We start from the raw sequence: 26,282 nt of genomic DNA, 5'->3' as shown, positions 1-26,282 counted from the left end.
CATGGTGCAATTACTGGACGTAAATGGCGAGCCGCTTAAGGCTACGCCTCGCATGCGCGTGAGCGATACAGCCCACCGGGCTGCCTCCGTGCGTGCGCGGGAGCTGGCCAGCTGGATGCCTTTGCTGGGGTCGGCGGACAGTGACCTTTTGTCTGAATTGCCAACGCTGGTGTCTCGGTCACGGGATTTAACCCGCAACCACGGTGTGGCTGCAGGCGCAATTCAAACGCTGGTTGATAACGTTATCGGCACTGGTCTGCGGTTGTCGGCCACACCGGATTACCGCGTTCTTGGCAAAACCAAGGAATGGGCGGATGACTGGGCGCGTCAGGTTGAATCCGAATGGCGCTCATGGGCGGAAAGCACGGAATGCGATGCGGCCAATGCCCTGACTTTTTCAGGCATGACAGCGCTGGTGTTTCGCTCCAGCATTGTGAACGGTGAAGCGTTGGCCTTGCCACTTTGGCTGGATCAGCGCGGCACACGCTATGCCACGACCATTCAGTTGGTGGAATGCGACCGTCTGTCCAACCCGGCTGGGCGGCAGGATGGAAAAACTCTGCGCTCCGGCATTGAGATTGACAGTTATGGAGCAGCGCTGGCTTATCATGTTCGCAAGAGCCATCCGGGCGATGCGTATATCGGGTATGGGATGGATGCGCAGGATTGGGAACGCGTTCCAGCCCGTACAGCCTTTGGCCGTCAACGTGTCCTGCATATCCATGACAAGGAACGCACAGGTCAGCACCGTGGCAAGCCGCTGCTGACCTCGATCATGCCGATGTTCAAGATGCTCGACCATTACGAGCGTTCCGAGCTACAGGCAGCGGTGGTCAACGCCATGATCGCCGCCTTTATCGAAACGCCGCTGGATGGCGAGGCCATCGGCGAGATGTTCGGCGGATCGGTCGATGATTATCTGGCCGCACGCAATGAATGGGATATTCGCTTACAGGGTGGCTCGATCATTCCGGTATTTCCGGGTGACAAGGTTGCGCCATTTACGCCGAGCCGTCCGAATAGCGGGTACGGCCAGTTTGTTGAGAACGTGCTGCGCCATATCGGTGCTGGTCTTAATCTGCCTTTTGAATTGTTGATGAAGGATTTTTCCAAGACCAACTATTCAAGCGCACGCGCGGCGCTGCTCGAAGCGTGGCGTTACTTCAATGCGCGGCGGCAATGGATGGCGACTTATTGGGCCAAGCCTGTTTATGAGCTGTGGCTTGAAGAAGCGATCAATAAAGGCATCGTGGATTCGCCTAATTTCTATGAGCGCCGCGCGGCATGGACGCGCTGCAAATGGATCGGGCCTGGTCGTGGCTGGGTTGACCCGGTCAAGGAAGCGAAAGCCGCCCATCTTCGCATGCAAATCGGTCTTTCCACGCTGGAAGATGAATGCGCATCGCAAGGCTTGGACTGGGAGGAGGTTTTAGAACAGCTTGCGCGTGAAAAAGCCAAAATTATGGAGCTGGGCCTTTCGATCAACGATGTTAATAGTATACTTAACACCACTGACCCAAACGAATCTGACAAAGAGGACAAAGAGTAAGAAATGTATTTCTCGGAAGACAATATTAAGCAGCTTCAGGATGCTTATGCTGAGGTGGAAGGCAAATACCAAAGCCTTCTCCTCACGTTTGCAACGCGCACATATGAGCAGAAGGAAGCTGCAGAGTTTGCCATGCATGGCTTTACCCGGCGGGTCAAAACCATGAAAAGATGCATTGATAATGTTTACCGGATTTGTCCGCCCGATATTGATCACAAGCCCTCTTCGGAAGAATTAAGCGATCTAGCTATCAATCTGCAAGCGTTTATCCTGAATGTTTATGGCTCCTTGGATAACCTTGCATGGGTTTGGGTCAAAGAAAAAGGCATCTTAAATAAGAAGGGAAAGCCGCTGAGTAATGGTGAGATTGGCTTTGCGGAAAAATACAGCGCTGTGCGTGATACGTTTTCTTCGGAGTTTCAGGCTTACCTAAAGACGCTTGATAAATGGTTTTCTCACGTTGAAAACTTTCGTCATTCGCTGGCGCATAGAATACCCTTGTATGTACCGCCCTATGTTTCCAACGAAGAGGAAGTCAAAAGAGAGAAAGAACTGGAAGATCTTCGAACAGATGCATTGAAAAAGCACCAGTTTGAAGAATTTGAGCGCCTTTCGGATGAAATCGAAACCCTTGGCAATTTTGTACCGTGGATGACGCACTCTTTTGGAGAGAAATCGCCACAAGCCGTGTTCCATGCACAGATCATCGCTGACTGGAATACGGTCGTGCAAATTTCGGAACACTTTGTAGAAGAGCTGAACAAGTAAACGAGCCAACCATCTTTAAATACCAGCCGCCTTCGGGCGGCTTTTTTATTGCAACAATCAGGAGGAAGATAATGAGGATTTGGAATCGCATAGCCGGTGAGCCGTGGGCCATCACGGAAACGGCATTGCATACGATATTGGAAATCGCCGCACGGGAAAACGAAAGTCCGCAGGCGGTAGCCGCCAAGCTCGGACGCAATCTGCAAAATACCTACAGCGTGACCGAGCGTGAGGGTGTGGCTATCATTCCAGTGGCCGGGCCGTTGTTCCGTTACGCCAACCTGTTCACGATGATCAGCGGTGCATCCAGCTATGAGCTGATCGCCCGTGATTTCACGGCAGCACTGGAGAACCCGAATATCAAAGGCATCATCCTTGATATCGACTCCCCCGGTGGCGAGGTGAATGGCGTGTCGGAATTGTCCAACATGGTTTATGCCGCGCGCGGCAAGAAGCCCGTTGTGGCGTACGCATCCGGTGATGCCGCGTCCGGAGCGTACTGGATTGCCTCCGCTGCTGACGAGATCGTTGTGTCGGAAACCTCGGCGATGGGATCAATCGGCGTTGTCGGCATGTATCAGGGCAAGTCGGGTAAATCGGCAGAAACTGTTGAAATCGTTTCTTCGCAAAGCCCGCACAAGCGTCTTGATCCTACCAGTGATGATGGCCGAAGCCGCATTCAAGCACGCATCGACAGCATGGCCGATGTGTTTATCGGAACAATCGCCCGCAACCGTGATGTGTCTGTAGAAGATGTGCAGAACCATTACGGCGGTGGCGATGTGATGATCGGTGCGAAAGCCGTCAACGCTGGTATGGCCGACAGGGTCGGCAGCCTTGAAGGATTGATCGCCGAACTATCCTCCCCAACAAGCCCTCGTACAGAGGGCTTTTTTAATGCCCAAAACCAACCCCCATCAACACAGGAGAAAAAACCGATGGATATCGAAACCTTGAAGAAAGACCACCCCGATCTGGTCGCCCAGCTGACGCGCGAAGGCGCATCCGCTGAAAAGACACGCCTCGGTGCCATCCTCGGCAGCGAGGAAGCCAAAGGCCGTGAAAAACTCGCAAAGGAGATGGCGCTCAACACGGACATCAACGCCATCGAGGCCTGCCAGTTGATGGCTTGCGCCCCGGTGGAAGAGCCGAAAGCCACGACCTCCTTCGAGAAGGTCATGTCCACGGTCACCAATCCGGCCATCACGCCCGCCAGCGACGATGCCGATAACGACATCGATGCTGTTGCAAGCCGCATCGCTGCCGCCATCTAACCCCAACCCAAGAAAGTAAGGAGAAAACCATGACACGAGCTGAAGGCTTCAAAGATCAGGGCGAATACAGCCCTGATAATCTGCTGGCGGGAGAATACCCCCGCGTCGAACGGGTGGTCACGATTGCCGCCGGGGCTGATCTGGCTAAAGGCGCAGTCCTTGGCCGCATCACTGCAAACGGCAAATTCAAACTGAGTGCATCGGCAAGCGCCGATGGCTCTCAAATCCCTGATGCCATCTTGGCCGAAAAAGCCAATGCCGCCGCAAGTGATGTGCAGGCCGTCATCTACTTCAGCGGCGAATTCAACGAAAACGCTCTGGTTTTGGGCGCGGGACACACGCTGGACAGCGTGCGCATCGCGTTGCGTGCCAAGAGCGTCTTCCTGCGCAGCAACCAGAACTAAACCGACTTTCACAAAAGGAGAAAGCCCATGTCTATCGACATTTTCAACACCCACGTCCTGTCCAAGGTCGTGGAAAAACTGGAGCGTCCCAGCTCCTTCCTGCTTGATGCATTTTTCGGTCAGGAGCAAACTGAGGATTCGGAGGAAATTCACTTCGATATCGATAAGTCCAAACCGCGCCTCACGCCTTTCGTGTCGCCACTGGTTGCTGGCAAGGTGGTGGATGATGAAGGTTTCACCACCAAGAGCTTCAAGCCTGCCTATGCCAAGGATAAACGCCGCTTTGATCCCAGCCGTCCGCTGAAGCGTTCGATTGGTGAAAAGATTGGCGGTACGCTGTCCCCGCAGCAACGCCTTGAAGCCAACGTCAACCGCACGCTGTCCAAGCAGCTGGAAAACCTGACCCGCCGTGAGGAAGTGATGGCTTCCGAAGCCTTGCGCACCGGGAAGATCACGGTCAGCGGGGATAATTACCCCACCGTCGTGGTCGATTTCCAACGTGATCCGTCCTTGACGGTTGCGTTGGCGGGCGGCAGCCGCTGGGGTGAAGCCGGAGTGAGTGCGCTGGAAAACCTTGAAGATTGGGTTGCCCGCATTCAGGAGAAATCCGGTGCGGTGGGCCGCACGGTCGTGATGGATGCGCTGGCTTGGCGCGTCTTCAAGGCTGATCCCAAGGTGGAGAAGTTGCTGGATATCCGACGCCTGCGCGATACGGCAGATCTGGCGCTGGGGCCGATTGCATTCGGTCAGGGCAATGATCTGGCGCGTTATGTCGGTACTATCGGCGATCTTGATTTCTGGGTCTATAACGACCGTTATGTCGATGACAACGATGTCGTCCAGAAATTGCTGCCGGACTATACGGTTCTGCTCGGCAGCCCGACGCAACTGGAAGGCACGCGCTGCTATGGTGCCATTCAGGACGAGAAAGCCGGATACCGGGCGCAGCGCTTCTTCTCGAAGTCGTGGCTGGAGGAAGACCCTGCGGTGCGCTGGTTGCTATTGCAATCTGCACCGCTGATCGTGCCTTACCGCCCGAACGCTTCGTTCTGTGCAACGGTACGCTAAGGAGGGATGACCATGAAAATCAAAGCTATCATCACTCTGAACGTAAACGGCAAAGACTATCTGCCCGGCGCTGTGGTCGATATCGTGGAAGATGAAGCCAAAAGGCTCATCGAACGCGAATTCGCTTCTGCCCTCGGACAGGAGAAAGCCGCCCCGGCCACCAACGCCCAGAAGACCGAAACCCCGCCTGCAGGCTCCGGCACGAAGCCCGCCCCGACGATAGAGGATATCGTTGAGGCAATTGCCGGGCTTGATCCTGCCAAAGACTATGGCAAGAACGGAAAACCGAACGTGGATGCCATTCAGGCCGCGCTGGGGGCAGATATCACCGCCGCACAGCGTGATCAGGCATGGGAGATCATCCAAAAGGAGAAAGAAGAGGACGGTAAGGGAGAATGAGCTTCCGCGCTTCAGCTTCCAAGGCGGTGGATGCGCTGTTTGCCAAGTTTGGGCAGGCAGCGCATCTGGTCTTTCGGGATAACACCGAAGCCGATGCCGTGGTCATTCATCGCTTCCCCGACCGCGTTGTCGATGTGATGGATGCCCGCGTGCATACCGGGACAGATCTATTCGAGCTGCGTCTTGCGGAACTCGACCCGGCAAAGATGATCTACCAGATCATCATCGATGGAAAAACGTATGTGACGCAGGGAGAGCCTGTGCGCGATCAACATGGCCTTGTGCTGAAAGTCGAAGCCTATGCGTCTTAAAGCTGCCTTTGAGGGAAACCTGAAAGAATACATGAAGGCTGAATTCGCTACGGCGGAGCGTGCTGTCACGCTGGGCGTGCGCGAAACCACGGACGGCCTGAAAATGTCGATGCGCAGGCAAGTGACGAGCGCTGGCCTTGGCCAGCGCATGGCGAATACTTGGCGCGGGGATAATTATCCCAAGGGCCAGAATTCCATTCGTGCTGCCGGGGTTGTTTACACCAAGGCCAGCCGGATCATGGAAGGGTTTGAGGATGCCGCTGTCATTCGTTCGAAGGATGGATGGTGGCTGGCAATCCCGACACCGAATGCGCCCAAGCGCGGCGTGGGAGGAAAGCGGATCAATCCGTCGAACTTCCCAGAGCATACTTATGGCAGGCTACGTTTCGTGTATCGGAGTGGCAAGCCGTCCTTGCTGGTAGTCGATAACGCTCGCGCTTCCTACAACCGGAAAAGCGGACAACTGCGTGGTTTCCGCAAGGCCAGTGACCGCGCCGTTAGCAAAGGCAGTGGCCTGACAACGGTGGTGATGTTCTGGCTGGTACCGCAAGTGCAACTGCCGAGATTGATAACCTTTAACACAGAAGCCAAGCGCTGGTTTGACCGCCTGCCGCAGCTGATCCTGAAAAACTGGCCGGATTGAGAGCAACATGACATCGAAACGAGAACAGGCCCTTGCGGGTCTTTTTTTATGCCTGAAGGACACCATCACCGGGGTATCCACCCTCCGAAACGAGCAGTTGCCAACAAAAGTCCCTTCCGAGGGGCTTTTTATTATGCGCGACGGCGATCCGGGCGAACCGGAGGTGACGTTATCGCCGCCGCGCTATCACTATCAGCACCGCGTTGAGATCGAGGCACTGGTACAGCACGCCGAGCAGGCACAGCGCGATCAGGCGCTGGATGATTTGCTCACGATGCTGGCGCAGGCGCTGGACGGACAGACCAGCCTCGGTGGCCTTGTCGATTATCTGCATATCGAAACGCCGGAATTTCTGTCCGAAACCATCGAGGGTGCGCCGACTATCAAGGCTGCGGTCGTTCCCATCATCCTCGAATATTCAACTACCAACCCTCTCAATTAAAGGAGAAACGCCATGTCCCGTGCATATGGGTGGAATGCCCGCCTGATTATCGGTTTTGAAAACGCCTATGGAAACGCCCCCGCTTCGGGGGCGTTTCATTTGGTGCCATTTGTGTCCAGTGATCTGGACTCGGCACAGGGGCTGATTGAATCCAACGTCCTTGGCCTTGGTCGTGATCCGACCCAGCCCTACCAGGATGTGATCAACGTCGATGGCGATATCGTCATCCCGGTAGATCTGCGCAATATCGGGCATTGGCTGAAAGCCGTATTCGGTGCGCCGACGACAACGGGCGCTGGGCCGTACACACATGAATTTAAATCGGGTGGCGTGACGTTACCGAGCCTTGCGGTTGAAGTCGGTATGCCGGAAATACCTGACTTTCCGATGTTCACGGGCATCCGGGCAAACTCCATCGCGTTTAACTTCCAACGCAGCGGTGAAGCACAGGTGACCATCAACTTGATCGGTCAAGGTGAAATCCCGCAAAACGTCACGCATGATGCCAGCCCGGCAGAAGCGGAATATACCCGCTTCTCGCAATTCCAAGGTTCGGTCAAACAAGGTGGCAACCCGTTGGGCAACGTGACCTCGGCCAGCGTGACCTACAACAACAATCTGGAGCGCATCGAAACCATCCGCGATGACGGCAAGATCGATGGTGTTGATCCCGGTGTTGCTGCGCTCTCCGGTAATATCGCCGTGCGCTATGCCGATAATTCGCTGATGAATACCGCGCGGTCAGGTGTGCCGATTGATATGGAGCTGGCTTACAAAATTGATGCTGATCGCCAGCTCATTATCGAATGCCACGAGGTCTATTTGCCAAAGCCCAAGCGTTCGATCTCCGGGCCGAATGGCATTGAAGCGTCATACGATTTCCAAGGCGCAAAGGATGCTGTGCTTGGCCACATGGTCACGATAACGCTGATCAATGATGTGGAGGCGTATTGATAAAATGCCGGGCCACGCGCAGCAGCGTGTTCCGGCGCTTTCTTCCCTTTATCCGGGCAAATAAAAAGACCAGCTCCCGACAAAACTGATCACGGTTAAGAATTTCTATGGCTTTTGCAATCTCTTCGGAGGGCGTGCTGAAGCTGTATGTGGTTCGGCTTTGAGACTTAATCATGCGGACTTTCCTTACTGTTTGTGAGAGCCGCATACACGCTTCATTCAACGAGAATAGCAAGGAGACAACATGCTGAAACTCAATATTAAGACCGAACCGTATTGGCTGGAACTTGGCCTTGGCGTGCGCGTGAAAGTACGCCCATGCACCAGCCCGATTTTCTATGCCGCACGGGCTTTCATGAACAAGCGCCTGACGGAGATTGGTGAGGAATACCGAAAGCGAAAGGAAATCGGCGCATCGGTCGATGATTTGCCACAGGTCGACAACGTGGAAATCCGCGAAGCGCTGGCCGAGGAATATCTAGCGCGTGGCCTTGCCCGTACAGCCATCGTTGATTGGGACGGTATTTTGGAAGCCGATGGCGATGCCAAGGCTCCCGTAACGCCCGAAAAGATTGACGAGCTGATGACGGGCTTCTGGTCAATCGCTGCCAGCTTTTCCCAGCAATACACAGGTGTACGGGAGTTGATTGATGCGGAAAAAAAAGACTTGAGCGCCGGGCAGAGTGGCACTTCGGGGACGGCGCTGAATACTGCAAATCCTGCCCCGAAGAATGCGCGGACTGCCCGTACAAGAAAAACGACTGCGAAAGCCTAGAGGGATGGCAGGCATGGGATGTCGCCATGCAAGTCAGCTCTCAAATTCGTGATCGTTTCCCCCTGCAGGAAGCCTTCCTACTTTCCGATGCCCTTGGTTACGGCCGCGAGGTCATGGCCGAGCTTTTGCCCGCCGTAAGCGTGGGTTTGACCAAAGCCCAAATCAAAAACAAGGACTAATCTCTGATGCGATCAGCACAGAAAAACATGAGCATCCGCCTCGCGGTGGTTGACGGCAAAAGGGTTGAGGAAACCTTTGAGCGCGTTGGCCGCACAGGTGAGCAGGCTTTCAACCGCATCGATAGGGCAACTGCGCCTGCCAATGCTGGGTTAAAGGCTGTGGATACGACCGCGCGGGCGCTCAACTCTGTGTTTCGGCAAGCAGCAGGCCTTGTCGCCGCATATGCAGGATTATCTGGCATTATCGGTGGCATTCGTTCCGTAAATGAAACAGGTATGGCATTTCAGGGCTTGGATACGGCGCTCGCGGCAGTTACAGGCAGCAGTCAGGGCGCGGCAGCGGAGATGGCGTTCTTGCAGGCGGAATCCGAACGCCTTGGCCTCAATTTGCTGGAAACGTCGCAGTCGTATCTGCAGATCGCGGCGGCGGCAAAAGGCACAACGCTGGCCGGGCAAGGCACGCGCGACATCTTTACCGCCGTGGCTGAAGCCTCCACCGTCCTCCAGCTTTCGGTTGATCAGACCAATGGCGCCTTACGCGCTATCGGCCAGATCATGTCCAAAGGTAAGGTGCAAACCGAGGAATTGCGCGGCCAATTGGGTGAGCGGTTGTATGGCGCATTCCAGCTTGCAGCACGCGGTATGGGCATCACCACCGCCGAGCTGGATAAAATGCTGGAGCAAGGCGAAGTCATTGCCGATGAATTCCTGCCGCGTTTCGCAAATGAAATTCGTCGTACATTTTCGGATGGCGTGCCGGAAGCTTCACAAAATGCCCGCGCAGAACTCAACCGTTTCAACAATTCCATTCTGGAAATCGAACGCACGATTGCTGCCGGAGGATTCCTTGACGGCCTGAGCGTTGGCTATCGCACGTTGGCGGATACGCTGTCCGACCCTGCCGTGCAGGATGCGGCGCGTGGGCTGGGCGAAACGCTGGGATCGGTGATTGTTACCGCCGCCGAAGCCTTATCATTCCTGATCGAAAATGCCGATCTGGCTGTCACCGCCATTGGTGGTCTTGTGATCGCCCGCACGGTCGCGGGTGCTGTTGCCATGCTGAATGCGGCCATCATGAGCAATGCCGGGATGGTTGTTGGTCTGCGATTGGCGGCCAGCTTGTCCACGGCTTTTGCCGTGCAGCTGGTGGTCATGGAAGGTGCGACCAAACTGGCTACTGTCGCCATGATCGGTTTCCGTGCCGCCTTGGCGCTGGTGGGTGGGCCTGTGGGCTTGGCCATTCTGGCAGGCATTGCGTTGGTGAAACTGGCATCCGGGCATGACGCTGCGGCCAAGGCGGCCAGTGACCATGCGCAGGAATTAAAGGAGGTTAAGGAGGAGCTGGGTTTGACGGCCAAGGCAGCAGAAGAAAGCACTGCCGCATTGACGCAAACGGAATCCATCTATCGCTTCACCAAGCAGCTGGAAACGGCCAAAGAAAACATTACCGATCTTCAAAAAGAACTGAAGTTTGGAGGAATCGGAGGGTTTTGGGATCAGTTTTCCCGCACTGGCACACCGCTGCAGGATGAGCTGTATCGAACACGCCAAGCCTTCAATCAGGGAAAGCTCTCCGCACAGGAATATTCGGAAGCCTTATTTAAGCTGGCTACCAAATATCCTGACTTCGGCGAACAGGCCGAAGATGTGCAGCAGCAAGTATTGGCTTTGCTGGCCGCCGAACGTGCAGCCAAAAAAGCAGCTGCCGCGCTGGATGAATTGCGCAATCCCAAGCCTCAGCAGGCACAGCAGAAACCATCTGAAACAGAAGCACCAAAGCCCATCTCACGCGGTATGTCTGATGAAGATAAAAAACGGCTGCAGGAACGCATCACAGAACTACAGGCCGAAGAACAGGCGTTGCGCCGCCTAACTGCTGCCCGCGCACAAGGCGAGGAAGCCGTGCGCCGCGCCATGATCACGAATGAGCAGGAACAAACCTTGCGCCGCGCCGGAATTGATCTGACAGGCGAACAAGGTGCGGCACAAGGTGAATACGCATCGCAAATCAAATCGCTGGTATCTGAAATCTACGGCCTTCAGGAAAGCGAGAAGCGCTATCAAGAAGCGCAGCGTGAAAACCAAAAAACCGAACGTGAGCGCGAAAAAATCGTTGAGGATGTGCGCAAGCGTTACGAAGATTTGAGCGTGACGCTGGATGCTGTGACAGCGCGAGCCGAGGCATGGCGTAATGAAGCTATGCTGGGCTTGAGCCAAACGGCGGCAGGCTATGAAGACTTCAGAAAACAGGTCGAAGCTGTCTATCAGGATATGCTGCGTGAAGCCCGTGAAGAGGATTTGAATAGCTCGAAGCGCTGGGAAGACGGCATTAAACGTGGCCTGAAATCCGTCACGGATGAAGCACAGGATATGGCCAGCAAGGCGGAGCGCGGCGTTACTTCCATGTTTAAAAACATGGAAGTAACGCTGGTTGATTTCGTGCAGACCGGAAAGCTGGATTTTGGGGATTTTGCGGATTCCATCATCGCCGATCTGATCCGTATGCAAATCCAGTCCTCGATCACTACGCCGCTGGCAGGCGCTTTGAATACGTTTGTCGGTGGTTTGTTTGGCGGCGGCGGTGCTGCAGCGGCCCCCACAGCGCACACGGGTGGCGTTATCGGCCAAGACAGCCTTGCCAGCAAGCGTGTCCACCCCAGCGTTTTCAGTGGCGCACCCCGTTTTCACACGGGCGGTATCGTTGGCAATGAAGTGCCGATTATCGCCAAGAAAGGCGAAGCGGTGTTTACGCCCGGACAAATGCAGCTGTTGGGCGGCGCGTTGCAGTCAAAGTCAAACGTCAACGTGTCGGTGAAGGTCGAAAACAATGTCGCCGGGGCGGAAGCCTCTGCGACCGTGCGGCGTGACAGCGCTGGAAACCTTGATCTGAATATAGTGATCGAGGAAGTCGAAACCAAAATGGCGCGGAATATCGGGCGTGGCGAAGGTCTGGCATCAACGCTGGAGCGTCGCTACGGCCTTAATCCTGCGGCGGGGAGTTACCGATAATGCCTGACATCATCACATGGCCGAATACGCTGCCGTTGCCCACGGTTCAGGGTTATGCCGTTCAGCCGGAAGATGCCATCCTACGCACAGAAATGGAGGCAGGCCTTGCCCGGCAACGGCGGCGATTTACCAACGTGCCGACGAAAGTTTCGGTGCGTTGGATCATGCGCCGTGACCAGTATGCCGTCTTTGAAGGCTGGTATCGCTGGCATGCTAAGGAAGGCGCAAACTGGTTCACAATCACGCTGCTGGGAGGCTTAGGTCTTTTGGATCAGGAAGCGAGGTTTACCCGCCAGTTTTCCGCACGATTGCTGGCGGGCGGCACGTTGTGGGAAATTACTTCGGAGCTTGAGATCCGTGAGCGCCCTGTTCTCGATGAGGGGCTTTTGAATTTGCTGCTGAGTGAAGACCCTGCAGGCCTTATTTTTTCGGGCAATGCTCTGCACATCCTCGTGCATCAAACCTTGCCTATCACGCTGAATTAAAAAACAGGAGAAATGATATGACCCTGCAGACAGATCTGCAGGATGCGGTTGCGCGTGTTCAAAGCGACAGCCAAGTCCTGCACAACATTGTCCACGGTGATGACCAGACGGTGGTGCCGACCGAAGGTGGCAACGTTAAAAGCGTCGCTAAGGCCATAAAGGATATCGAAGACACGATCCAGCAAGGATTGAACGACCTTGGGGCAGCTGGTGAACAGCTGGCCGAAGCTGTCGCGGATGCAGAGGAATCCCGTGACCAGGCGGCGGAGCATGCGCACACCGCACAAACGCTGGCGGACGCTCTCAACCTCCCCACCGATCTCATAGGAAAGGCAGGCATGCTGCTGGCCGTCAAGGAAGACGAAAGTGGATACGAGCCAATCGAATCCAAAGGTGTCTTTTATGGTCTGCGCAAGGATGGCGCAAAGCTGCTGGCCGAAAGCGGCGACGGGACATTCGCTGCCAAAGACTATCCCGTGTGGTTCATCACGCTGCCCGGCGTGGATTTTTCTATCGGCCCTGACGGCCATTTACTCATCAACATTTAATCAAAGGAGAACAACATGGCCGTTATCGACCTTGGCAATATTCGCATCAACTGGCGCGGGGCGTATCAAGCTGAAGCCACGTATGTACCGGATGATGCCGTTTCCCACCGTGGCTCCAGCTACATTGCGCTGCGCGATGTAATGGACGTCATTCCGGTGGTGGGCGAGGATTGGGATTTACTCGCCGCCGGCACGGATCAATTACTGGAGGAAGGCGACATTCTCATTCACGATGGCAATGCGCCTGTACGCTTAGCGCGTGGTGCGGAGACGGAAATTCTTCAGCTCATTAACGGCAAACCCGCATGGCGCACGCAGGCAGTTGATCCGTCCCGCCGCGTTGCCAAGCTGGCTAAAGTGAATGGCATGGGTGGATCGGGCGTTCGTGCCTATCTTATGGCGGACGGTACCATTAAGGCTTGTGGCATTGGAAGCAATAACTCGAATGGCGATCCAACAGGTTCCCATGTGTATATTCCTTCAAGACTCACGCCAACAGACTGCAATGCACGCTTTGTTGAGGTCTTTTTAGGTGGCGCTCAAAACTATGCTCTTACGGCTAATGGTGAAGTATGGTCTTGGGGATACAATAACTATGGCCAGTTGGGACATGGAGATACGGCCAACCGTGCTATCGCTACGCGAATTGAATTTTTTGTCGCAAATAATATTCAGATCGCCAAAGTCATTCCTAGCCGTCCAAATTACTACGACTACGCTTGCGCATTGTTTTTAACCACCGATGGTAAAGTCTATGGCTGCGGTTTTAACGGCACTGGTCAGTTGGGTAACGGCACAACCGCCAACCAGTATGTCCCTGTTCGTTGTGGTTCCTTGACAAACATTACTTGCGTTACTCTTTCTGGAATGCAGCACCACGCCTATGCTGTCGAAGATAACGGTAATCTCTGGGTTTGGGGCAGTAACAATAATGGTCAGCTTGGCCTTGGTGATGGCACAACACGTCAAACACCCATTTTGCATCCGTCTCTCAATAATATCGTAAAAGCAGTGGCCAGTGCTGGATATACAACGGCAGGAAATGGCCCTGCAGGATGCGGTCTTGTGCTGCGTGCGGATGGGACGATCTGGACAACTGGCTATAATGGCTATGGGCAGTTGGGGTTAGGCGATACCACTGATCGTACGAGCTTTACGCAAATTATCCACCCAGCTTTCTTTACCGACATATTTGCTGGGGATGGTCGTTATCCTGCATTCGGTGCGATTAGCCAACAGAAAGAGATTTATCTCTGGGGATATAATGGTTACGGCCAGATCGGAAATGGCAACACGGCAAACGTAGCTGCGCCATTCAAGCCTGCTGGCGCATTCCAAGGTAATGTTACACGAGCCGTTATGGGGGGTGGCGTTTCAACAGATGGGTGCGTTCTTCAGGCTGGAAACCAGTTGTGGAGTACGGGCTACAATGGCAACGGAAATCTGGGCATCGGCCATGCTTCCAATGTCAGCACCTTCCAAAAAGTCCTTGGTATTAGCGGCACCATTCAGGATTGGAACCTGTACGGCAACGGCTATACCGCATGGGGGATCAGCGTGCTTTATGACGATGGGCGTGTTGATGCGTGCGGAGAAAACTCCGTGGGCGCTTGCGGTACGCAGCCCGCCAACCTCCATAACGTTTTATCCCTAACCAACGTCATCTTCTAAGGAGAAAACCATGACAATCAGATCCTATGTGATCGGCAAGGCCTTGAGCTTTGCCGAAAGTGAAGTCGCGCCTATTCATCTGGCGGAAATCGATGGGCGGCATTATTACGCCTTTGCCGAAAAGCAAGAGTATCCGACAGGGAGCAAGGCTGCAGCTGATGAGGAGGCGCTGGCGCTGATCTATAAGCATAGCCAGTTGATCAAGCAGATTAAGGAAGAGGCCGCCCGGCGCATTCTCGCCATTGCCCCGCAATGGAAACAGCAAAACGCATTGGCTGATATTTACCTCTTGGGCAAACTGAAAACGCTGGATGAGAAACAGACAGAGCTTTTGCAAAAAGCGGATGGACTTTTGCAAACGATCCAAGATATTCGCCTGCGCTCGGATGAGATCGAGGCCTTGTTCCTGAATGGGATCGCGGTTGAGTATCTGACCGATCAGGCTTGGGACATCTAGTCATGCCCAACACATCCCTGAGTGATGCTCTGCGCGAGGCGTATGCCTCCGCGCCGAGCGATGTTGTGATCTTGCATACGCTGGAATTGCGCCATCCGTCATTTGTCGATGATGACGGTGAGCCAATTGCCATCCGTGTGGTGCGCGACAATCAGGATTTGACGGCTCGGCTGGAAGCAGCCGCACCGTTGAATGCTGGGGCTATGGTGACGTTTGTCGCCATGGGATTTGATCTGGAATTGCCGCCGATTGATACCGCACCCGTGCCGGAAATCTCGATCACGCTGGATAATGCCAGCCGCGAGATCGTCAAGCACTTGGATGCGGCATCGGACAGCCAGAGCAAGATCGAGGTCACTTACCGTCCGTATTTGTCGGACGATTTGGAAGGCCCACAGATGGAGCCGCCGTTCACGCTGGTTTTAACGGAAGTCAGCGCTGATACCTCACGGGTAACAGGCCGTGCGCGGATGCTCGATGTTGGCAACAAGGCATTCCCCTCTGAAACCTACAACGCCTTACGCTTCGCAGGACTGACACGATGACACATTGGGCCACTGATTATATCGGCAAACCGTGGATCGTCGCCTCGGATGGGCCGGATGCTTATGATTGCTGGGGGTTGGTGGTTGAAGTTCACCGCCGCCTGTACGGGCGAACGCTGGAAATTATCCCAGTGGAGGAAAACAACCTTAAAGCACTGATCCGCACCATTGATGCGCACCCGGAACGCAAGCGCTGGGACACCGTCCGCAAACCTCAAGAAGGCGATATCGCCCTCATGCGTCAATCCCGCCACCCAATTCATGTCGGCATTTGGCTAGATGTGGATGGTGGCGGAATTCTGCACTGCATCCAAGGCGCTGGGGTGGTGTTCCAAAACATTCTCAGTCTCAGTTCGACAGGTTGGAAAATTGAAAACTTTTATCGTTACATCGGAGATCACGCGCATGGCACAAATCGCCATCCATTATAATCCGTTCTATTTGCACAAGGACGTGGACATTTTCACGCCCCGCATTGGTCAGACAATTCGCGGGTGGCTGAATGAGCGCGGGATTGCAGAGTTCTCCAAGCCCACGTTGTGTCTTGTTGATGGGGAACCTGTCTTGCGTAAGGATTGGGCTGTCGTCATTTTTCAAAAGGAGACAGTTGTTTCCTTTATCACCCTGCCGCAAGGCGGCGGTGGTGGCGGCAAGATTTTCCGCGCAGTGCTGACCATTGCCATCATGGTGGCCGCACCTTACGCAGGCGCAGCACTAGGGGCAGCCATGGGCGTAACAAGCGCGGTGGGTGTTTCGTTATTAACGGCTGGCGTGGCATTGGCAGGGTCGGTGCTCGTCAACGCGCTAATCCCGCCGCCGATGCCCAGCTCGGCAATCAGTAATTACAATGCGACCAGCCCCAGCCCGACCTATTCCATTCAGGCACAGGGCAATTCGGCGCGTCTGGGTGAGCCAATCCCGGTCGTTTATGGCCGCCATGTGATCTATCCCGATTTCGGTGCCACGCCATATTCCGAATTTGGCGGAAATGAGCAGTATCTCTACCAGCTGCACGTCATTGGTCAGGGTGAATACGATATCGAGCAAATCCGCATCGAGGACACGCCGATCACTTCGTTTCAAGAAATCACTTACGAAATCGTACCGCCCGGTGGCATGGTTACGCTGCTGGATACGGATGTGGTGACGGCAGCAGAAATCGCGGGGCAGGAATTGTTGGCGCTGGGTGATGGCGGGGATTGGGTCGGCCCGTTTGTCGCCAACCCCACCGAAACCACAACAGATCTGCTAGCGCTGGATGTGGTCATGCCCAAAGGGCTGTATTACGCCAATGACAACGGATCGCTGGCCAGTCGGACAGTCTCTTGGGAGGTGCAGGCCCGCCTGATCGATGATGAAGGCAATGCGTTGGGTGCATGGACAACGCTGGCGGCGGAAAGTCATACAGCCAATACCAATACGCCGATCCGGCTCACCTATAAATATCCGGTTCCCGCTGGCCGTTATGAAGTTCAAGCCTTGCGCACCAATGGCAAGGATAATTCGGCCCGCGCTGGTAACGATATCAACTGGAACGCGCTGAAAGCGCATCTGGTGGGTGAAGCGGATTTTGGGAATGTGACCTTGCTGGCCATGAAGATGCGGGCGACCGATAACTTGTCACAGCGGTCAGCACGCATGGTCAATTGTATCGCCACCCGCAAACTGAAAAGCTGGCATCCCGATACAGGTTGGAGCGATCTGCAGCCAACGCGTTCGATTGCATGGGCGCTGGCGGATATTTTGAAAGCCACTTATGGCGCAAAGCTGACTGACAGCCGGATTGATCTCATGGCACTGGTGGCGCTGGATGCGGTGTGGACATCCAGAGGCGATACCTTCAACGGCGTTTTCGACCGGAAGCTGACCGTGTGGGATGCGTTGACGCAAGTCGCCCGGTGCGGTCGCACGCTGCCGTTTCTGCAGGGCGGACTGGTTCGTTTTGCCCGTGATGAGTCTCGTGCGCTTCCTGTGGCCATGTTCTCGCCGCGCAATATCGTCAAAGGCAGTTTCAAGATCGACTTCGTCATGCCGGGAGAAGACACTGCTGACAGCGTAAAGGTCGAGTTTTTCAACCAGAAGACTTGGAAACAGGACGAAGTCATTGCCAGCCTTCCCGATAGCGCCGCCGAACAGCCTGCCACAGTCTCCTTGTTTGGTTGCACCGATAAAGACCAGGCCACACGCGAGGGGATGTATATGGCGGCGGCCAACCGTTATCGGCGGCGCATTGTATCCTTCCGCACTGAGCTGGAAGGTATGATCCCGACCTATAGCGACCTGATTGCCATTTCCCATGACATGCCGCGCTGGGGAGAAGCCGGTGATGTAATCGATTACGCCGAGCCTGTCCTGACCTTGTCCGAGCCTGTGACGTTTGTTGACACTGGTACGCACTATGTCGTTCTGCGCCGGAAGGACGGCTCATTAAGCGGCCCGTGGACGGTTTCTGCGGGCGGGAGCGACTACCAGCTCCAGTTGATGGAGGAAATCGATTTTACGCCCTACACAGGCACGGAAGAAGAGCGCACGCACTTCTCCTTTGGTGTCGGTGAGCAATGGGGCGTATTGGCACGGGTTTTGGCTGTCCGCCCGCGCGGGGAAATCATCGAAATATCGGCGGTGGTCGAGAATTCACTCGTTCACACCGCTGACCAATAACCTTGAGAAGGAGAAAAGTGATGTCTGCTGCCAAACCACCGCAGCGGGAGGACATGATTGTCATACCGCGCAGCGAATTTGAAACCCTGCTGGAGCAGGCTGCCTGTCGGGGCGCAAGAAAAGCCCTGAAGGAAGTCGGCCTTGCCGATGAGAATGCCGCCCATGATATCCGCACGCTGCGCGATCTTGCAGGCTCTATCAAAATCATGCAGCGGACATTTTTGCAAACACTGGTGCGCTGGGTAACGGTCGGGCTTCTTGCCCTACTGGTGGCTGGCATTGCCGCGAAAGGAGGTATTTTTCACCGATAAAAATCACACACACGAGCTTTCCGAGCCGCCCGTTCAAGGCGGCTTTTTCATTTTCAACAAAGGAGAAAAACCATGACGACGCAAAAACCGCGCGGCATCCGTAACAACAACCCCGGCAACATCCGCCGTTCAAACGACCCATGGCAGGGACTTGCCAAGGAGCAGAACGACCGGGAATTTTTCATGTTCAAATCCGCCGTTTATGGCATCCGTGCTTTGGCTCGACTGCTCATCACCTATCAGGATAAATACGGTCTTTGCACCATTGAGATGATCATCACGCGTTGGGCACCAGCCGTGGAGAACAATACAAAGGCTTATATCCAGTCGGTTGCACGCCATACAGGCTTCGCCGCATTACAAACGCTGGACATGCATCGCTTCGAACATTTGAAGCCTGTGCTGGAAGCCATCATCCAGCATGAGAACGGCCAGCAACCGTACAGTGATGTTGAAATTACCAAGGCGCTGGTGCTGGCTGGGGTGGAGCCGGGTCAAAAAAGCCTGCAGACTTCGCGCACGGTCAAAGGCGGCCAAGTTGCCACGGCAGGCACGCTGGGCGCTGGAGGAATCGAAGCCATTCAGGATTCCTTGGAGCCAGCCACCACCACGTTGATGGCTATTGCTCCCTATTTGGAGGCGGCGAAATGGCTGCTGCTAGTGGTTACGTTGATTGGTATTGGCGTCATGCTGTGGGCGCGGATCGATGACCGCCGGAAAGGGCTTCGTTGATGGGGAGCATTCTTAAAAATTGGCTGTCGGGTCATATGCTGCGCCTCCTTGGATGGGGCGCAGCTGGCCTTTCGGTTCTGGTTGTCTTGCTTGGCGCACGTCAGGCAGGCCGGAGTGCTGAACGTAACGACCAACTCAAAAAAATCATCGAGGTAAAAAATGCGCAACTTCGTGCAACGCTGGATGCTCCCCGTACTCGCAGTGAGCTTGTTGACCGCTTGCGCCGGGGCAAATTCTAACCCGGCAACCACCTGTCCGCCGATCAAGGAATATGATCGCAAATTTCAAAACAAGTTAGCGGATGAAATTGAAGCTGCATCAGGCAATGCGGCATTCCCGGTGGCTGTTCAAGACTACGGCGTGCTACGGGCGCAAATCCGTGAAAGCTGCCCTTAAGCATGTATACTTGGGCGACCCATCGGTGAGAGATTCGCCATAATCAGCGTTTCGTTAATTGCTAAACTTATTTGGATTGGCTAACATGCATGCGGATCAGCGAAAAAGGCTGATCCGGGGCTAGTTACCCCTTCCGAGACGGCAATGGCATCAGCCGTCACCCAGATGCTGCCTCTCGACTACGGTCGGGGAGCAGCGGAATACAATAGCGCCTAGCGTAAATACGCTGGCCGTTCTCGGACGGTAACTACTCCCCGATCACCAGAGATTGTCTCTGGTGATCGTTTAGTTTTAGGAGACCGTAATGACCGATGATGACGATAAAAGAACCCCCTTACAAGCAGGCCTAGATAGTGTTGCAGATGGCCCCGCAATCATTGCTGCCGAATTAAGGCTTATGGCTGCAGGTGATGATAGATACCAACGCTTCACCTATATGTCGCCTTGGATCAAAAATATCTGGAATGCTGCAGCGGATATTATTGAAGACTCATATAAAAGCAAACTTCACTGATCTATAGGATTGTTCCAAAAAATATTTCAGGATAATACCAATTTGGTATCCGTCTTCATAAGCAGATGGCTGCCTCTGAATTAAATAGAAGGAAGTCTTATGATGCTCGATATAACAAGAAAAAGCGATGATGAAGCGCTTGCTGCAGCTCTCAATCGTTCAAGAGCCGTGATTCATTTTGATAGGGACGGCAAAATCCTCTGGGCAAATGACAATTTTTTAACTGCGCTGGGCTACGCGCTGGATGAGATAAAAGACAAAAACCACAGATGTTTGTCGAGAACCATTAACACATCAGAGTTATTTGGCAGGGAATAGGCTTAACGCAGTAAATTGAGACCCCACCAACGCGGGGTCTTTTTTTATGTGTTTTTTAATGATAAACATGAAATAATACATTTACAACATTAAATAATGTCGCTATTTTTGGCATTTCAATCACTTAACGAGGAGTGCGTCCCCGATGAAGAAACTGGCAATCGTAGCCATGATGCTGCTGGTGGGCGTTGGGGCTTATATCTGGTGGCCCTCAGATGACAAAGGCCAGAAAACAGCGCAGCAATCGGCGGCGCGGGTCGTTGACGTTGCTGTCGTGACACTTAAGCCAGAAAACATTGATCTGTATCAGGAGCTGCCGGGCCGGACGCAGGCGTTCAAGATTGCGGAAATTCGCCCACAGGTCAGCGGCATCGTGACCAAGCGCCTATTTGAGGAAGGCAGTGACGTTAAGGAAGGCCAGCAGCTTTACCAGATTGACCCGGCTCCCTATAAGGCGACCTATGATAGCGCGATGGCTGACTTGGAGAAGGCCGAGGCCAATATCAAATCCACAGAGGCCAAGACCGCGCGTTACGCCGAGCTGGTAAAGATTGGCGGTGTGAGTAAGCAGGAATACGACGATATCGTTGCCACCCTGCAGCAGAGCAAGGCCGATGTAGCGATTGCCAAAGCCGCCGTTGCAAGGGCCAAGATCAATCTGGATTACACAAAAGTGTTTTCTCCCATCTCTGGCCGCATTGGTAAATCCTCAGTGACAGAAGGTGCGCTGGTTACGGCAGAACAGGCCGCGCCGCTGGCTGTTGTGCAGCAACTGGACAAAATTTACGTAGACGTTACTCAATCGGTCGCAGATCTGCGCCGGATGCAGCGTTTTCTTGAAAATGGCGGTTCGGCATCAGCGCAGGCCTCCGCCACACTGACCATTGAGGGGGAAAGCGAACCCTACAGCGAACAAGGTCTTCTGCAATTTGCCGATGTGACCGTCGATCAGGGAACGGGGACGGTGCAACTGCGCATCCTGTTTGAGAATCCGAAAATCGATCTGTTGCCGGGCTTGTTTGTGAAAGCGCGTGTGACGCAGGCTCAAAAGGCTGATGCCATTCTGGTATCGCAGCAGGCCGTAACCCGCAATGCCGATGGCTCCACGACTGTCTGGCGCATTGGCGAGGACGATAAGGCACAAATCCGTCCCATTACTGTGTCGCGGGTGGTCGGGGATCGCTGGCTAGTTGCGGAAGGCCTGAGCGCTGGAGATCGCGTGGTCGTTGAGGGTGGGCAAAAACTCAAGCCCGACACCGCCGTGAAAGCGGTAGAGCAATCTACAGCCACCCTTAACAAGAAGCAGGATTAAAAGATCATGGCCCAGTTTTTTATTGATCGTCCCGTTTTTGCATGGGTTATTTCGATCCTGATCATGCTGGGCGGGTTACTATCGATATTCACCCTGCCCATTGAACAATATCCACAAATCGCTCCACCTACGGTCTCAATCAGCGCATCGTATCCCGGTGCATCTGCTGAAACGCTGGAAAACAGCGTGACACAGGTTATTGAGCAGCGCCTGACGGGCATCGATTACCTTCGCTACTTTTCCTCATCAAGCGACTCCTCCGGCAATGTCGGCGTGACGCTGACCTTCGAACCTGAAGCCGACCCAGACACCGCACAGGTACAGGTGCAAAACAAGCTGCAGGCAGCGATGGCGCTATTTCCTGAAGAAGTGCAGCGCCAAGGCATTACGGTGTCGAAGGGCCAGTCCGGCTTCTTGATGGTGATTTCCTTCTATTCTGATAACGGCGAAATGACGCAGGAGGAGATTGGCGACTATGTGAATTCAAGGCTGGTCGATCCTCTCAGCCGTGTGCAGGGCGTTGGCAATATGACGGTCTTTGGCCCGCCCCACGCCATGCGCATCTGGCTCGATCCTGACAAAATGCACAGCTACAACATGACCACGACCGAGGTGGTGGCGGCGGTGCGCGCTCAAAATGCTGACGTTTCCTCCGGTCAGCTTGGGGGCGTTCCCGCCGTCAAAGGTCAAAGACTGAATGCGACGATCTCCGCGCAATCACGCCTAAAAACAGCAGAGCAATTCGAAAACATTTTCCTGCGGGTGAATAAAGACGGCTCTCAAGTCCGCCTGAAGGATGTGGCGCGAGTAGAGCTGGGAGCGCAGGACTACAGCATGATCACGCGCTACAGGGGCAAGGCCGCATCGGGCATGGCCGTGAGCTTGGCAACCGGAGCCAACGCGCTGGAAACCTCGCGGCTGGTGAAGGAGAAAGTGGCGGAGCTGGAGCGTTTCATGCCCAAGGATATGAAGGTCGTTTATCCTTACGACACCACGCCTTTCGTTGAGCTCTCCATCAAAAGTGTCGTTATGACGTTGATCGAAGCCATCGTGCTGGTGGTGGCCGTCATGTTCCTGTTCATGCAAAACCTCCGTGCCACGCTGATCCCGACGATTGCCGTGCCTGTCGTGTTGCTGGGGACGTTCGGCGTACTGGCCATATTCGGGTATTCCATCAATACGCTGACCATGTTCGCCATGGTGCTGGCCATCGGCTTGTTGGTGGATGATGCCATTGTCGTGGTCGAGAACGTCGAGCGCCTCATGGAAGAGGAAAAGCTGCCGCCGCGCGAAGCTACGAAGAAATCCATGAAGCAGATCACCGGGGCGCTGGTGGGTATTGCGCTGGTGCTTTCGGCAGTGTTTGTGCCAATGGCCTTCTTTAGTGGTTCGACAGGCGCTATCTACCGCCAGTTTTCGCTGACCATCGTTTCGGCGATGGCATTGTCGGTGCTGGTGGCCGTTATTCTAACGCCCGCCTTGTGCGCCAGCATTCTTAAGCCGTCCGATCACCACGGTGACAAAAAGGGCTTCTTCGGCTGGTTTAACCGTACTTTTGAACGAAGCAAAAAAAGCTATGGCAAGAGCGCTGGGTATGTATCGCGGCGCTCGGTGCGCTTTGTGCTGATCTACCTCGCCCTGATCGTGGCGATGGCGGGCATCTTCACCAAAATCCCCACCGCCTTTCTGCCGGATGAAGACCAGGGCATCATGTTTGCACAGGTGGCGGCTCCTGCAGGTTCGACACTTGAACGGACGCTGGAGAGCATGGAAAAGGTCGAGCAGTACCTCGCTACACAAGACACCATCGAAGGCTTTTTCTCAGTCACCGGCTATAGCTTTGCCGGGCGCGGCCAGAACTCTGGCGTGGTGTTTATCCAGCTGAAGGATTGGGCCGAACGCACGGGCGAAGGGCAAAGCCTTTTCGATATCGTGCGGCGCTCGATGGGAGCTTTGTCGACCATCAAGGATGCTTCCGTTTATGCCTTTTATCCGCCGCCGATCACGGCGCTGGGCAACGTGTCCGGTTTTGAACTGCAATTGCTGGATCAGGCGGGTTTGGGACATGAGGCGCTGGTCGCCGCGCAAAACCAGCTGCTCGGCATGGCGGCACAAGACCCTCGTCTTGCGGGTGTGCGACCGAACGGGTTGCCGGATGTGCCGGAATATAAGGTCAATATCGACCACGAGAAAGCCAGCGCCCAAGGCCTGTCCATCGCCCAGATCAATGCCACGCTGCAGACCGCTTGGGGATCGTCATACGTTAATGACTTCTCACATGAGGGGCGGATCAAGCGCGTGTTTATGCAAGGTGATGCGTCTTACCGTATGAATCCTGATGATGTCGACAAATGGTTTGTCCGCAATCAGGAAGGCAATATGGTGCCATTCTCCAGCTTTGCCACGGCGGAATGGTCGTATGGCTCTCCCAAGCTGCAGCGTTACAATGGCACGCCGTCGCTGCAAATTCAGGGTGCACCCGCGCAAGGAGTTAGCTCTGGCGATGCCATGGCCGCCATGGAAGAGATTGCAGCCAAACTGCCTGACGGCATCGGCTATGCATGGTCAGGCCTTTCCTACGAGGAACGGGCCGCAGGAGCGCAAACAATGCTGCTGTACGCACTTTCTCTTCTGATCGTCTTCCTTTGCCTTGCGGCGCTGTATGAAAGCTGGTCGGTGCCATTTGCGGTCATGCTGGTCGTGCCGCTGGGTATCCTCGGCGCGGTGGTGGCGACATTTGCCAGCGGCTTGTCGAATGATGTGTATTTTCAGGTGGGCTTGCTCACGACCATCGGCCTGTCCGCCAAAAACGCCATCCTGATCGTTGAATTTGCCAAGGCGCAATACGACAGCGGGGTTGATCTGTTTGAGGCCACCATGCATGCAGCAGAACAACGCCTGCGCCCGATCCTGATGACGTCCTTGGCTTTTATTCTGGGTGTAATGCCTCTCGCGATTGCCAGCGGCGCTGGGTCGGCCAGCCAGAACGCCATCGGTATTGGTGTGATCGGCGGCATGATCTCCGCCACGTTCCTCGCTATCTTCTTCGTCCCGATGTTCTTCATCGTAATTCAGGCGCGTTTTGTGAAAAAGAAAAAGCCCGCGACAGCAATACCGGAGGGTGGTCATCATGAGCCTATCTAAAACACTTCTGACGGTGACGGCCACGGCAGCCCTGCTGGCGGGCTGCACCATGGCTCCCGACTACAAAAGGCCGGACTTGGCCGTGTCGGCGGAATGGCCGCAAGGACAGGCCTATGCGGGCGGCATGAGCGATCCTCAAGCCAGTATATCGGCTGTCACATGGCAATCGTTCTTCCAGTCCCCGCAGATGCAACAAATCATCCAGACGGCGCTGGAGAATAACAGGGATTTGCGGGTGGCCGCATTACGGGTTGAACAAGCCCGCGCCGTTTACAGGGTGGAGCGTTCTGCCCTTGTGCCATCCGTCAACGCAGGTGGCAGCATGACGCGCCAAGGCGTGCCGGAAAATGCCTCCATGACCGGACAGGAGATGACAACCTCCACCTACAGCGCCAATGTTGGCATCACCGCCTTTGAGCTTGATTTGTTCGGGCGCGTCCGCAGCATGAATGAAAAGGCGCTGCAGGAGTATTTTGCAACCGAAGAAGCGCAGAGTGCTGCACGCATAGCCTTGATTGCGGAAACCGCTAACGCTTACCTCACCTATCTGGCCGATAAAAAGCTCCTGACTATTACCGAGGATACGCTTAAGGCACAGCAGGAATCCTACAACCTTATCGTACGCCGCCATGATCTCGGCATATCGTCGCTGCTTGATCTCGAACAGGCACGGACATCCGTGGAAACGGCCCGTGCCAACCGCGTCCGTTATATTCGCCTCGTAGCGCAGGATCGCAATGCGCTGGAACTGCTGATGGGGGCAAAGTCCGATGAGGCGGCTTTAGATGCCCTGACGCTGGATACGGTGGAATTGGCTGAAATACTACCTGTGGGCTTGCCGTCCGCCGTTATGCTAGAGCGCCCGGACATCCGGCAGGCCGAGCATACGTTGCAGGCGGCGAATGCCAATATCGGCGCAGCCCGTGCCGCGTTCTTCCCGACGATCAGCCTGACCGGATCGGCGGGGCTTGCCAGTGAAAGCCTGTCTGACCTTTTCAAATCGGGATCATCGCTGGCATGGTCGTTCGTGCCGCAGATCACCGTGCCAATCTTTAGCGGTGGGCGAAATGTCGCCAATCTGGATAATGCGACCGCCACCCAGAAAATCGCCGTGGCGCAGTACGACAAGGCCATCCAGACGGCCTTCCGTGAAGTGTCGGACGAATTGGCCGCGCGTGGCACTTACACCGAGCAGCTTGCCGCCCAGACCGCGCTGGTCACCGCTGCAGGCAATGCCTACAAAATCTCCCGCGCTCGGTATGAACAAGGGATCGACAGTTATTTGAATGCGCTGGACTCACAGCGCCAACTTTACAACGCCCAGCAATCCGAGATCGCTGTTCAGCAGGAACGTCTGGTGAATTTCGTAACTCTCTACAAGGTTTTGGGCGGAGGGAAAAACTAACAGGACAA

The 26,282-nt window shown here is 54.8% G+C and carries 29 protein-coding genes; 28 read left to right on the top strand and 1 reads right to left on the bottom strand.

Features of this window, described 5'->3' with window-relative positions; genetic code table 11:
• Position 1: 1 nt before the first annotated feature.
• From A11S_RS10365 to A11S_RS10320, 10 genes are all read left to right on the top strand, one after another.
• Positions 2–1,549 (top strand): phage portal protein, encoded by a 1,548-nt coding sequence (locus tag A11S_RS10365; protein ID WP_148285143.1) that lies wholly within the window; start codon positions 2–4, stop codon positions 1,547–1,549.
• A 3-nt stretch (positions 1,550–1,552) separates the two neighbouring features.
• Positions 1,553–2,317, top strand: a complete 765-nt coding sequence (locus A11S_RS10360) for a hypothetical protein (RefSeq protein ID WP_041802737.1) — start codon at positions 1,553–1,555, stop codon at positions 2,315–2,317.
• 71 nt (positions 2,318–2,388) lie between these two features.
• Entirely contained in the window at positions 2,389–3,591 is a 1,203-nt protein-coding gene (locus A11S_RS10355; protein ID WP_041802735.1) for a S49 family peptidase, read from the top strand.
• 29 nt (positions 3,592–3,620) lie between these two features.
• A complete protein-coding gene (locus A11S_RS10350; RefSeq protein ID WP_015468462.1) occupies positions 3,621–3,995 on the top strand; it encodes a head decoration protein in 375 nt (124 codons plus the stop codon).
• Positions 3,996–4,022: 27 nt separating this feature from the next.
• Positions 4,023–5,063 (top strand): major capsid protein, encoded by a 1,041-nt coding sequence (locus tag A11S_RS10345; RefSeq protein WP_015468461.1) that lies wholly within the window; start codon positions 4,023–4,025, stop codon positions 5,061–5,063.
• Positions 5,064–5,075: 12 nt separating this feature from the next.
• Complete coding sequence (locus A11S_RS11715; RefSeq protein WP_015468460.1) at positions 5,076–5,462, top strand: hypothetical protein; 387 nt, start codon at positions 5,076–5,078, stop codon at positions 5,460–5,462.
• A complete protein-coding gene (locus tag A11S_RS10335; protein WP_015468459.1) occupies positions 5,459–5,773 on the top strand; it encodes a head-tail joining protein in 315 nt (104 codons plus the stop codon). Before A11S_RS11715 ends, A11S_RS10335 begins: the two co-directional genes overlap by 4 nt.
• The gene (locus tag A11S_RS10330) at positions 5,763–6,416 is read left to right on the top strand and encodes a DUF6441 family protein (protein ID WP_041802733.1); all 654 of its coding nucleotides are present in this window, start codon (positions 5,763–5,765) and stop codon (positions 6,414–6,416) included. Before A11S_RS10335 ends, A11S_RS10330 begins: the two co-directional genes overlap by 11 nt.
• Positions 6,417–6,423: 7 nt before the next feature.
• A complete protein-coding gene (locus A11S_RS10325) occupies positions 6,424–6,858 on the top strand; it encodes a hypothetical protein (protein WP_041802731.1) in 435 nt (144 codons plus the stop codon).
• A 12-nt stretch (positions 6,859–6,870) separates the two neighbouring features.
• The gene (locus A11S_RS10320) at positions 6,871–7,812 is read left to right on the top strand and encodes a phage tail tube protein (RefSeq protein WP_015468456.1); all 942 of its coding nucleotides are present in this window, start codon (positions 6,871–6,873) and stop codon (positions 7,810–7,812) included.
• Here the strand turns inward: A11S_RS10320 and A11S_RS11895 are convergent.
• Positions 7,790–7,987: a hypothetical protein gene (locus tag A11S_RS11895; RefSeq protein ID WP_148285142.1), complete on the bottom strand. Its 198-nt coding sequence runs from the start codon at positions 7,985–7,987 to the stop codon at positions 7,790–7,792. The two genes, A11S_RS10320 and A11S_RS11895, sit on opposite strands and share 23 nt — an antisense overlap.
• A 69-nt stretch (positions 7,988–8,056) precedes the next feature.
• On the opposite strand from A11S_RS11895, the gene A11S_RS10315 reads away from it, so the two are divergent.
• The 18 genes from A11S_RS10315 (at position 8,057) to A11S_RS10235 (ending at position 26,274) form a co-directional block, all read left to right on the top strand.
• Entirely contained in the window at positions 8,057–8,587 is a 531-nt protein-coding gene (locus A11S_RS10315) for a hypothetical protein (protein WP_015468455.1), read from the top strand.
• A 26-nt stretch (positions 8,588–8,613) separates the two neighbouring features.
• On the top strand, positions 8,614–8,766 hold the full coding sequence (locus A11S_RS11945) for a hypothetical protein (RefSeq protein ID WP_015468454.1): 153 nt from the start codon (positions 8,614–8,616) through the stop codon (positions 8,764–8,766).
• 6 nt (positions 8,767–8,772) lie between these two features.
• Positions 8,773–11,775, top strand: a complete 3,003-nt coding sequence (locus A11S_RS10310; protein ID WP_041802729.1) for a tape measure protein — start codon at positions 8,773–8,775, stop codon at positions 11,773–11,775.
• Entirely contained in the window at positions 11,775–12,260 is a 486-nt protein-coding gene (locus tag A11S_RS10305) for a hypothetical protein (RefSeq protein WP_015468452.1), read from the top strand. The genes A11S_RS10310 and A11S_RS10305 overlap by 1 nt, the downstream gene beginning before the upstream one ends.
• 17 nt (positions 12,261–12,277) lie before the next feature.
• The gene (locus A11S_RS10300) at positions 12,278–12,808 is read left to right on the top strand and encodes a hypothetical protein (protein ID WP_015468451.1); all 531 of its coding nucleotides are present in this window, start codon (positions 12,278–12,280) and stop codon (positions 12,806–12,808) included.
• Positions 12,809–12,823: 15 nt separating this feature from the next.
• Positions 12,824–14,479, top strand: a complete 1,656-nt coding sequence (locus A11S_RS10295) for an RCC1 domain-containing protein (RefSeq protein WP_015468450.1) — start codon at positions 12,824–12,826, stop codon at positions 14,477–14,479.
• A gap of 10 nt (positions 14,480–14,489) precedes the next feature.
• Complete coding sequence (locus tag A11S_RS10290; protein WP_015468449.1) at positions 14,490–14,936, top strand: hypothetical protein; 447 nt, start codon at positions 14,490–14,492, stop codon at positions 14,934–14,936.
• A 2-nt stretch (positions 14,937–14,938) separates the two neighbouring features.
• The gene (locus tag A11S_RS10285; protein ID WP_015468448.1) at positions 14,939–15,481 is read left to right on the top strand and encodes a DUF1833 family protein; all 543 of its coding nucleotides are present in this window, start codon (positions 14,939–14,941) and stop codon (positions 15,479–15,481) included.
• Entirely contained in the window at positions 15,478–15,912 is a 435-nt protein-coding gene (locus tag A11S_RS10280) for an NlpC/P60 family protein (protein ID WP_015468447.1), read from the top strand. Before A11S_RS10285 ends, A11S_RS10280 begins: the two co-directional genes overlap by 4 nt.
• On the top strand, positions 15,887–18,142 hold the full coding sequence (locus tag A11S_RS10275; RefSeq protein WP_015468446.1) for a host specificity factor TipJ family phage tail protein: 2,256 nt from the start codon (positions 15,887–15,889) through the stop codon (positions 18,140–18,142). The genes A11S_RS10280 and A11S_RS10275 overlap by 26 nt, the downstream gene beginning before the upstream one ends.
• Positions 18,143–18,162: 20 nt before the next feature.
• Complete coding sequence (locus tag A11S_RS10270; protein ID WP_015468445.1) at positions 18,163–18,453, top strand: DUF6127 family protein; 291 nt, start codon at positions 18,163–18,165, stop codon at positions 18,451–18,453.
• Positions 18,454–18,525: 72 nt separating this feature from the next.
• Positions 18,526–19,185, top strand: a complete 660-nt coding sequence (locus tag A11S_RS10265; RefSeq protein WP_015468444.1) for a structural protein P5 — start codon at positions 18,526–18,528, stop codon at positions 19,183–19,185.
• Positions 19,185–19,424, top strand: a complete 240-nt coding sequence (locus A11S_RS10260) for a hypothetical protein (protein ID WP_041802727.1) — start codon at positions 19,185–19,187, stop codon at positions 19,422–19,424. The genes A11S_RS10265 and A11S_RS10260 overlap by 1 nt, the downstream gene beginning before the upstream one ends.
• Positions 19,425–19,885: 461 nt before the next feature.
• Positions 19,886–20,095, top strand: a complete 210-nt coding sequence (locus A11S_RS10255; RefSeq protein ID WP_041802725.1) for a hypothetical protein — start codon at positions 19,886–19,888, stop codon at positions 20,093–20,095.
• A 99-nt stretch (positions 20,096–20,194) separates the two neighbouring features.
• The gene (locus A11S_RS10250; protein WP_015468442.1) at positions 20,195–20,413 is read left to right on the top strand and encodes a PAS domain-containing protein; all 219 of its coding nucleotides are present in this window, start codon (positions 20,195–20,197) and stop codon (positions 20,411–20,413) included.
• Positions 20,414–20,558: 145 nt separating this feature from the next.
• Positions 20,559–21,725 carry an efflux RND transporter periplasmic adaptor subunit gene (locus tag A11S_RS10245; protein WP_015468441.1) on the top strand — a complete coding sequence of 389 codons (1,167 nt, stop codon included), beginning with the start codon at positions 20,559–20,561 and terminating at the stop codon, positions 21,723–21,725.
• A 6-nt stretch (positions 21,726–21,731) separates the two neighbouring features.
• The gene (locus A11S_RS10240; protein ID WP_015468440.1) at positions 21,732–24,869 is read left to right on the top strand and encodes an efflux RND transporter permease subunit; all 3,138 of its coding nucleotides are present in this window, start codon (positions 21,732–21,734) and stop codon (positions 24,867–24,869) included.
• On the top strand, positions 24,856–26,274 hold the full coding sequence (locus A11S_RS10235; protein ID WP_041802720.1) for an efflux transporter outer membrane subunit: 1,419 nt from the start codon (positions 24,856–24,858) through the stop codon (positions 26,272–26,274). Before A11S_RS10240 ends, A11S_RS10235 begins: the two co-directional genes overlap by 14 nt.
• The last annotated feature ends 8 nt before the right edge of the window (positions 26,275–26,282 follow it).

The sequence above is a fragment of the Micavibrio aeruginosavorus EPB genome, assembly GCF_000348745.1.
Taxonomy (GTDB): domain Bacteria; phylum Pseudomonadota; class Alphaproteobacteria; order Micavibrionales; family Micavibrionaceae; genus Micavibrio; species Micavibrio aeruginosavorus_A.
The sequence above is the reverse complement of the archived record's forward strand: the minus strand, read 5'-3'. Positions and strand labels throughout refer to the sequence as shown.

What these genes read in the sequence shown, in the direction of transcription:
- A11S_RS10285 (WP_015468448.1), top strand. Translation starts at nt 14,939, where the DNA reads ATGCCCAACACATCCCTGAGTGATGCTCTGCGCGAGGCGTATGCCTCC.
- A11S_RS11945 (WP_015468454.1), top strand. Translation starts at nt 8,614, where the DNA reads ATGCAAGTCAGCTCTCAAATTCGTGATCGTTTCCCCCTGCAGGAAGCC.
- A11S_RS11715 (WP_015468460.1), top strand. Translation starts at nt 5,076, where the DNA reads ATGAAAATCAAAGCTATCATCACTCTGAACGTAAACGGCAAAGACTAT.
- A11S_RS10305 (WP_015468452.1), top strand. Translation starts at nt 11,775, where the DNA reads ATGCCTGACATCATCACATGGCCGAATACGCTGCCGTTGCCCACGGTT.
- A11S_RS10300 (WP_015468451.1), top strand. Translation starts at nt 12,278, where the DNA reads ATGACCCTGCAGACAGATCTGCAGGATGCGGTTGCGCGTGTTCAAAGC.
- A11S_RS10260 (WP_041802727.1), top strand. Translation starts at nt 19,185, where the DNA reads ATGGGGAGCATTCTTAAAAATTGGCTGTCGGGTCATATGCTGCGCCTC.
- A11S_RS10345 (WP_015468461.1), top strand. Translation starts at nt 4,023, where the DNA reads ATGTCTATCGACATTTTCAACACCCACGTCCTGTCCAAGGTCGTGGAA.
- A11S_RS11895 (WP_148285142.1), bottom strand. Translation starts at nt 7,987, where the DNA reads ATGATTAAGTCTCAAAGCCGAACCACATACAGCTTCAGCACGCCCTCC.
- A11S_RS10295 (WP_015468450.1), top strand. Translation starts at nt 12,824, where the DNA reads ATGGCCGTTATCGACCTTGGCAATATTCGCATCAACTGGCGCGGGGCG.
- A11S_RS10325 (WP_041802731.1), top strand. Translation starts at nt 6,424, where the DNA reads ATGACATCGAAACGAGAACAGGCCCTTGCGGGTCTTTTTTTATGCCTG.
- A11S_RS10240 (WP_015468440.1), top strand. Translation starts at nt 21,732, where the DNA reads ATGGCCCAGTTTTTTATTGATCGTCCCGTTTTTGCATGGGTTATTTCG.
- A11S_RS10355 (WP_041802735.1), top strand. Translation starts at nt 2,389, where the DNA reads ATGAGGATTTGGAATCGCATAGCCGGTGAGCCGTGGGCCATCACGGAA.
- A11S_RS10350 (WP_015468462.1), top strand. Translation starts at nt 3,621, where the DNA reads ATGACACGAGCTGAAGGCTTCAAAGATCAGGGCGAATACAGCCCTGAT.
- A11S_RS10335 (WP_015468459.1), top strand. Translation starts at nt 5,459, where the DNA reads ATGAGCTTCCGCGCTTCAGCTTCCAAGGCGGTGGATGCGCTGTTTGCC.
- A11S_RS10270 (WP_015468445.1), top strand. Translation starts at nt 18,163, where the DNA reads ATGTCTGCTGCCAAACCACCGCAGCGGGAGGACATGATTGTCATACCG.
- A11S_RS10365 (WP_148285143.1), top strand. Translation starts at nt 2, where the DNA reads ATGGTGCAATTACTGGACGTAAATGGCGAGCCGCTTAAGGCTACGCCT.
- A11S_RS10360 (WP_041802737.1), top strand. Translation starts at nt 1,553, where the DNA reads ATGTATTTCTCGGAAGACAATATTAAGCAGCTTCAGGATGCTTATGCT.
- A11S_RS10255 (WP_041802725.1), top strand. Translation starts at nt 19,886, where the DNA reads ATGACCGATGATGACGATAAAAGAACCCCCTTACAAGCAGGCCTAGAT.
- A11S_RS10265 (WP_015468444.1), top strand. Translation starts at nt 18,526, where the DNA reads ATGACGACGCAAAAACCGCGCGGCATCCGTAACAACAACCCCGGCAAC.
- A11S_RS10290 (WP_015468449.1), top strand. Translation starts at nt 14,490, where the DNA reads ATGACAATCAGATCCTATGTGATCGGCAAGGCCTTGAGCTTTGCCGAA.
- A11S_RS10250 (WP_015468442.1), top strand. Translation starts at nt 20,195, where the DNA reads ATGATGCTCGATATAACAAGAAAAAGCGATGATGAAGCGCTTGCTGCA.
- A11S_RS10280 (WP_015468447.1), top strand. Translation starts at nt 15,478, where the DNA reads ATGACACATTGGGCCACTGATTATATCGGCAAACCGTGGATCGTCGCC.
- A11S_RS10235 (WP_041802720.1), top strand. Translation starts at nt 24,856, where the DNA reads ATGAGCCTATCTAAAACACTTCTGACGGTGACGGCCACGGCAGCCCTG.
- A11S_RS10315 (WP_015468455.1), top strand. Translation starts at nt 8,057, where the DNA reads ATGCTGAAACTCAATATTAAGACCGAACCGTATTGGCTGGAACTTGGC.
- A11S_RS10320 (WP_015468456.1), top strand. Translation starts at nt 6,871, where the DNA reads ATGTCCCGTGCATATGGGTGGAATGCCCGCCTGATTATCGGTTTTGAA.
- A11S_RS10330 (WP_041802733.1), top strand. Translation starts at nt 5,763, where the DNA reads ATGCGTCTTAAAGCTGCCTTTGAGGGAAACCTGAAAGAATACATGAAG.
- A11S_RS10310 (WP_041802729.1), top strand. Translation starts at nt 8,773, where the DNA reads ATGCGATCAGCACAGAAAAACATGAGCATCCGCCTCGCGGTGGTTGAC.
- A11S_RS10275 (WP_015468446.1), top strand. Translation starts at nt 15,887, where the DNA reads ATGGCACAAATCGCCATCCATTATAATCCGTTCTATTTGCACAAGGAC.
- A11S_RS10245 (WP_015468441.1), top strand. Translation starts at nt 20,559, where the DNA reads ATGAAGAAACTGGCAATCGTAGCCATGATGCTGCTGGTGGGCGTTGGG.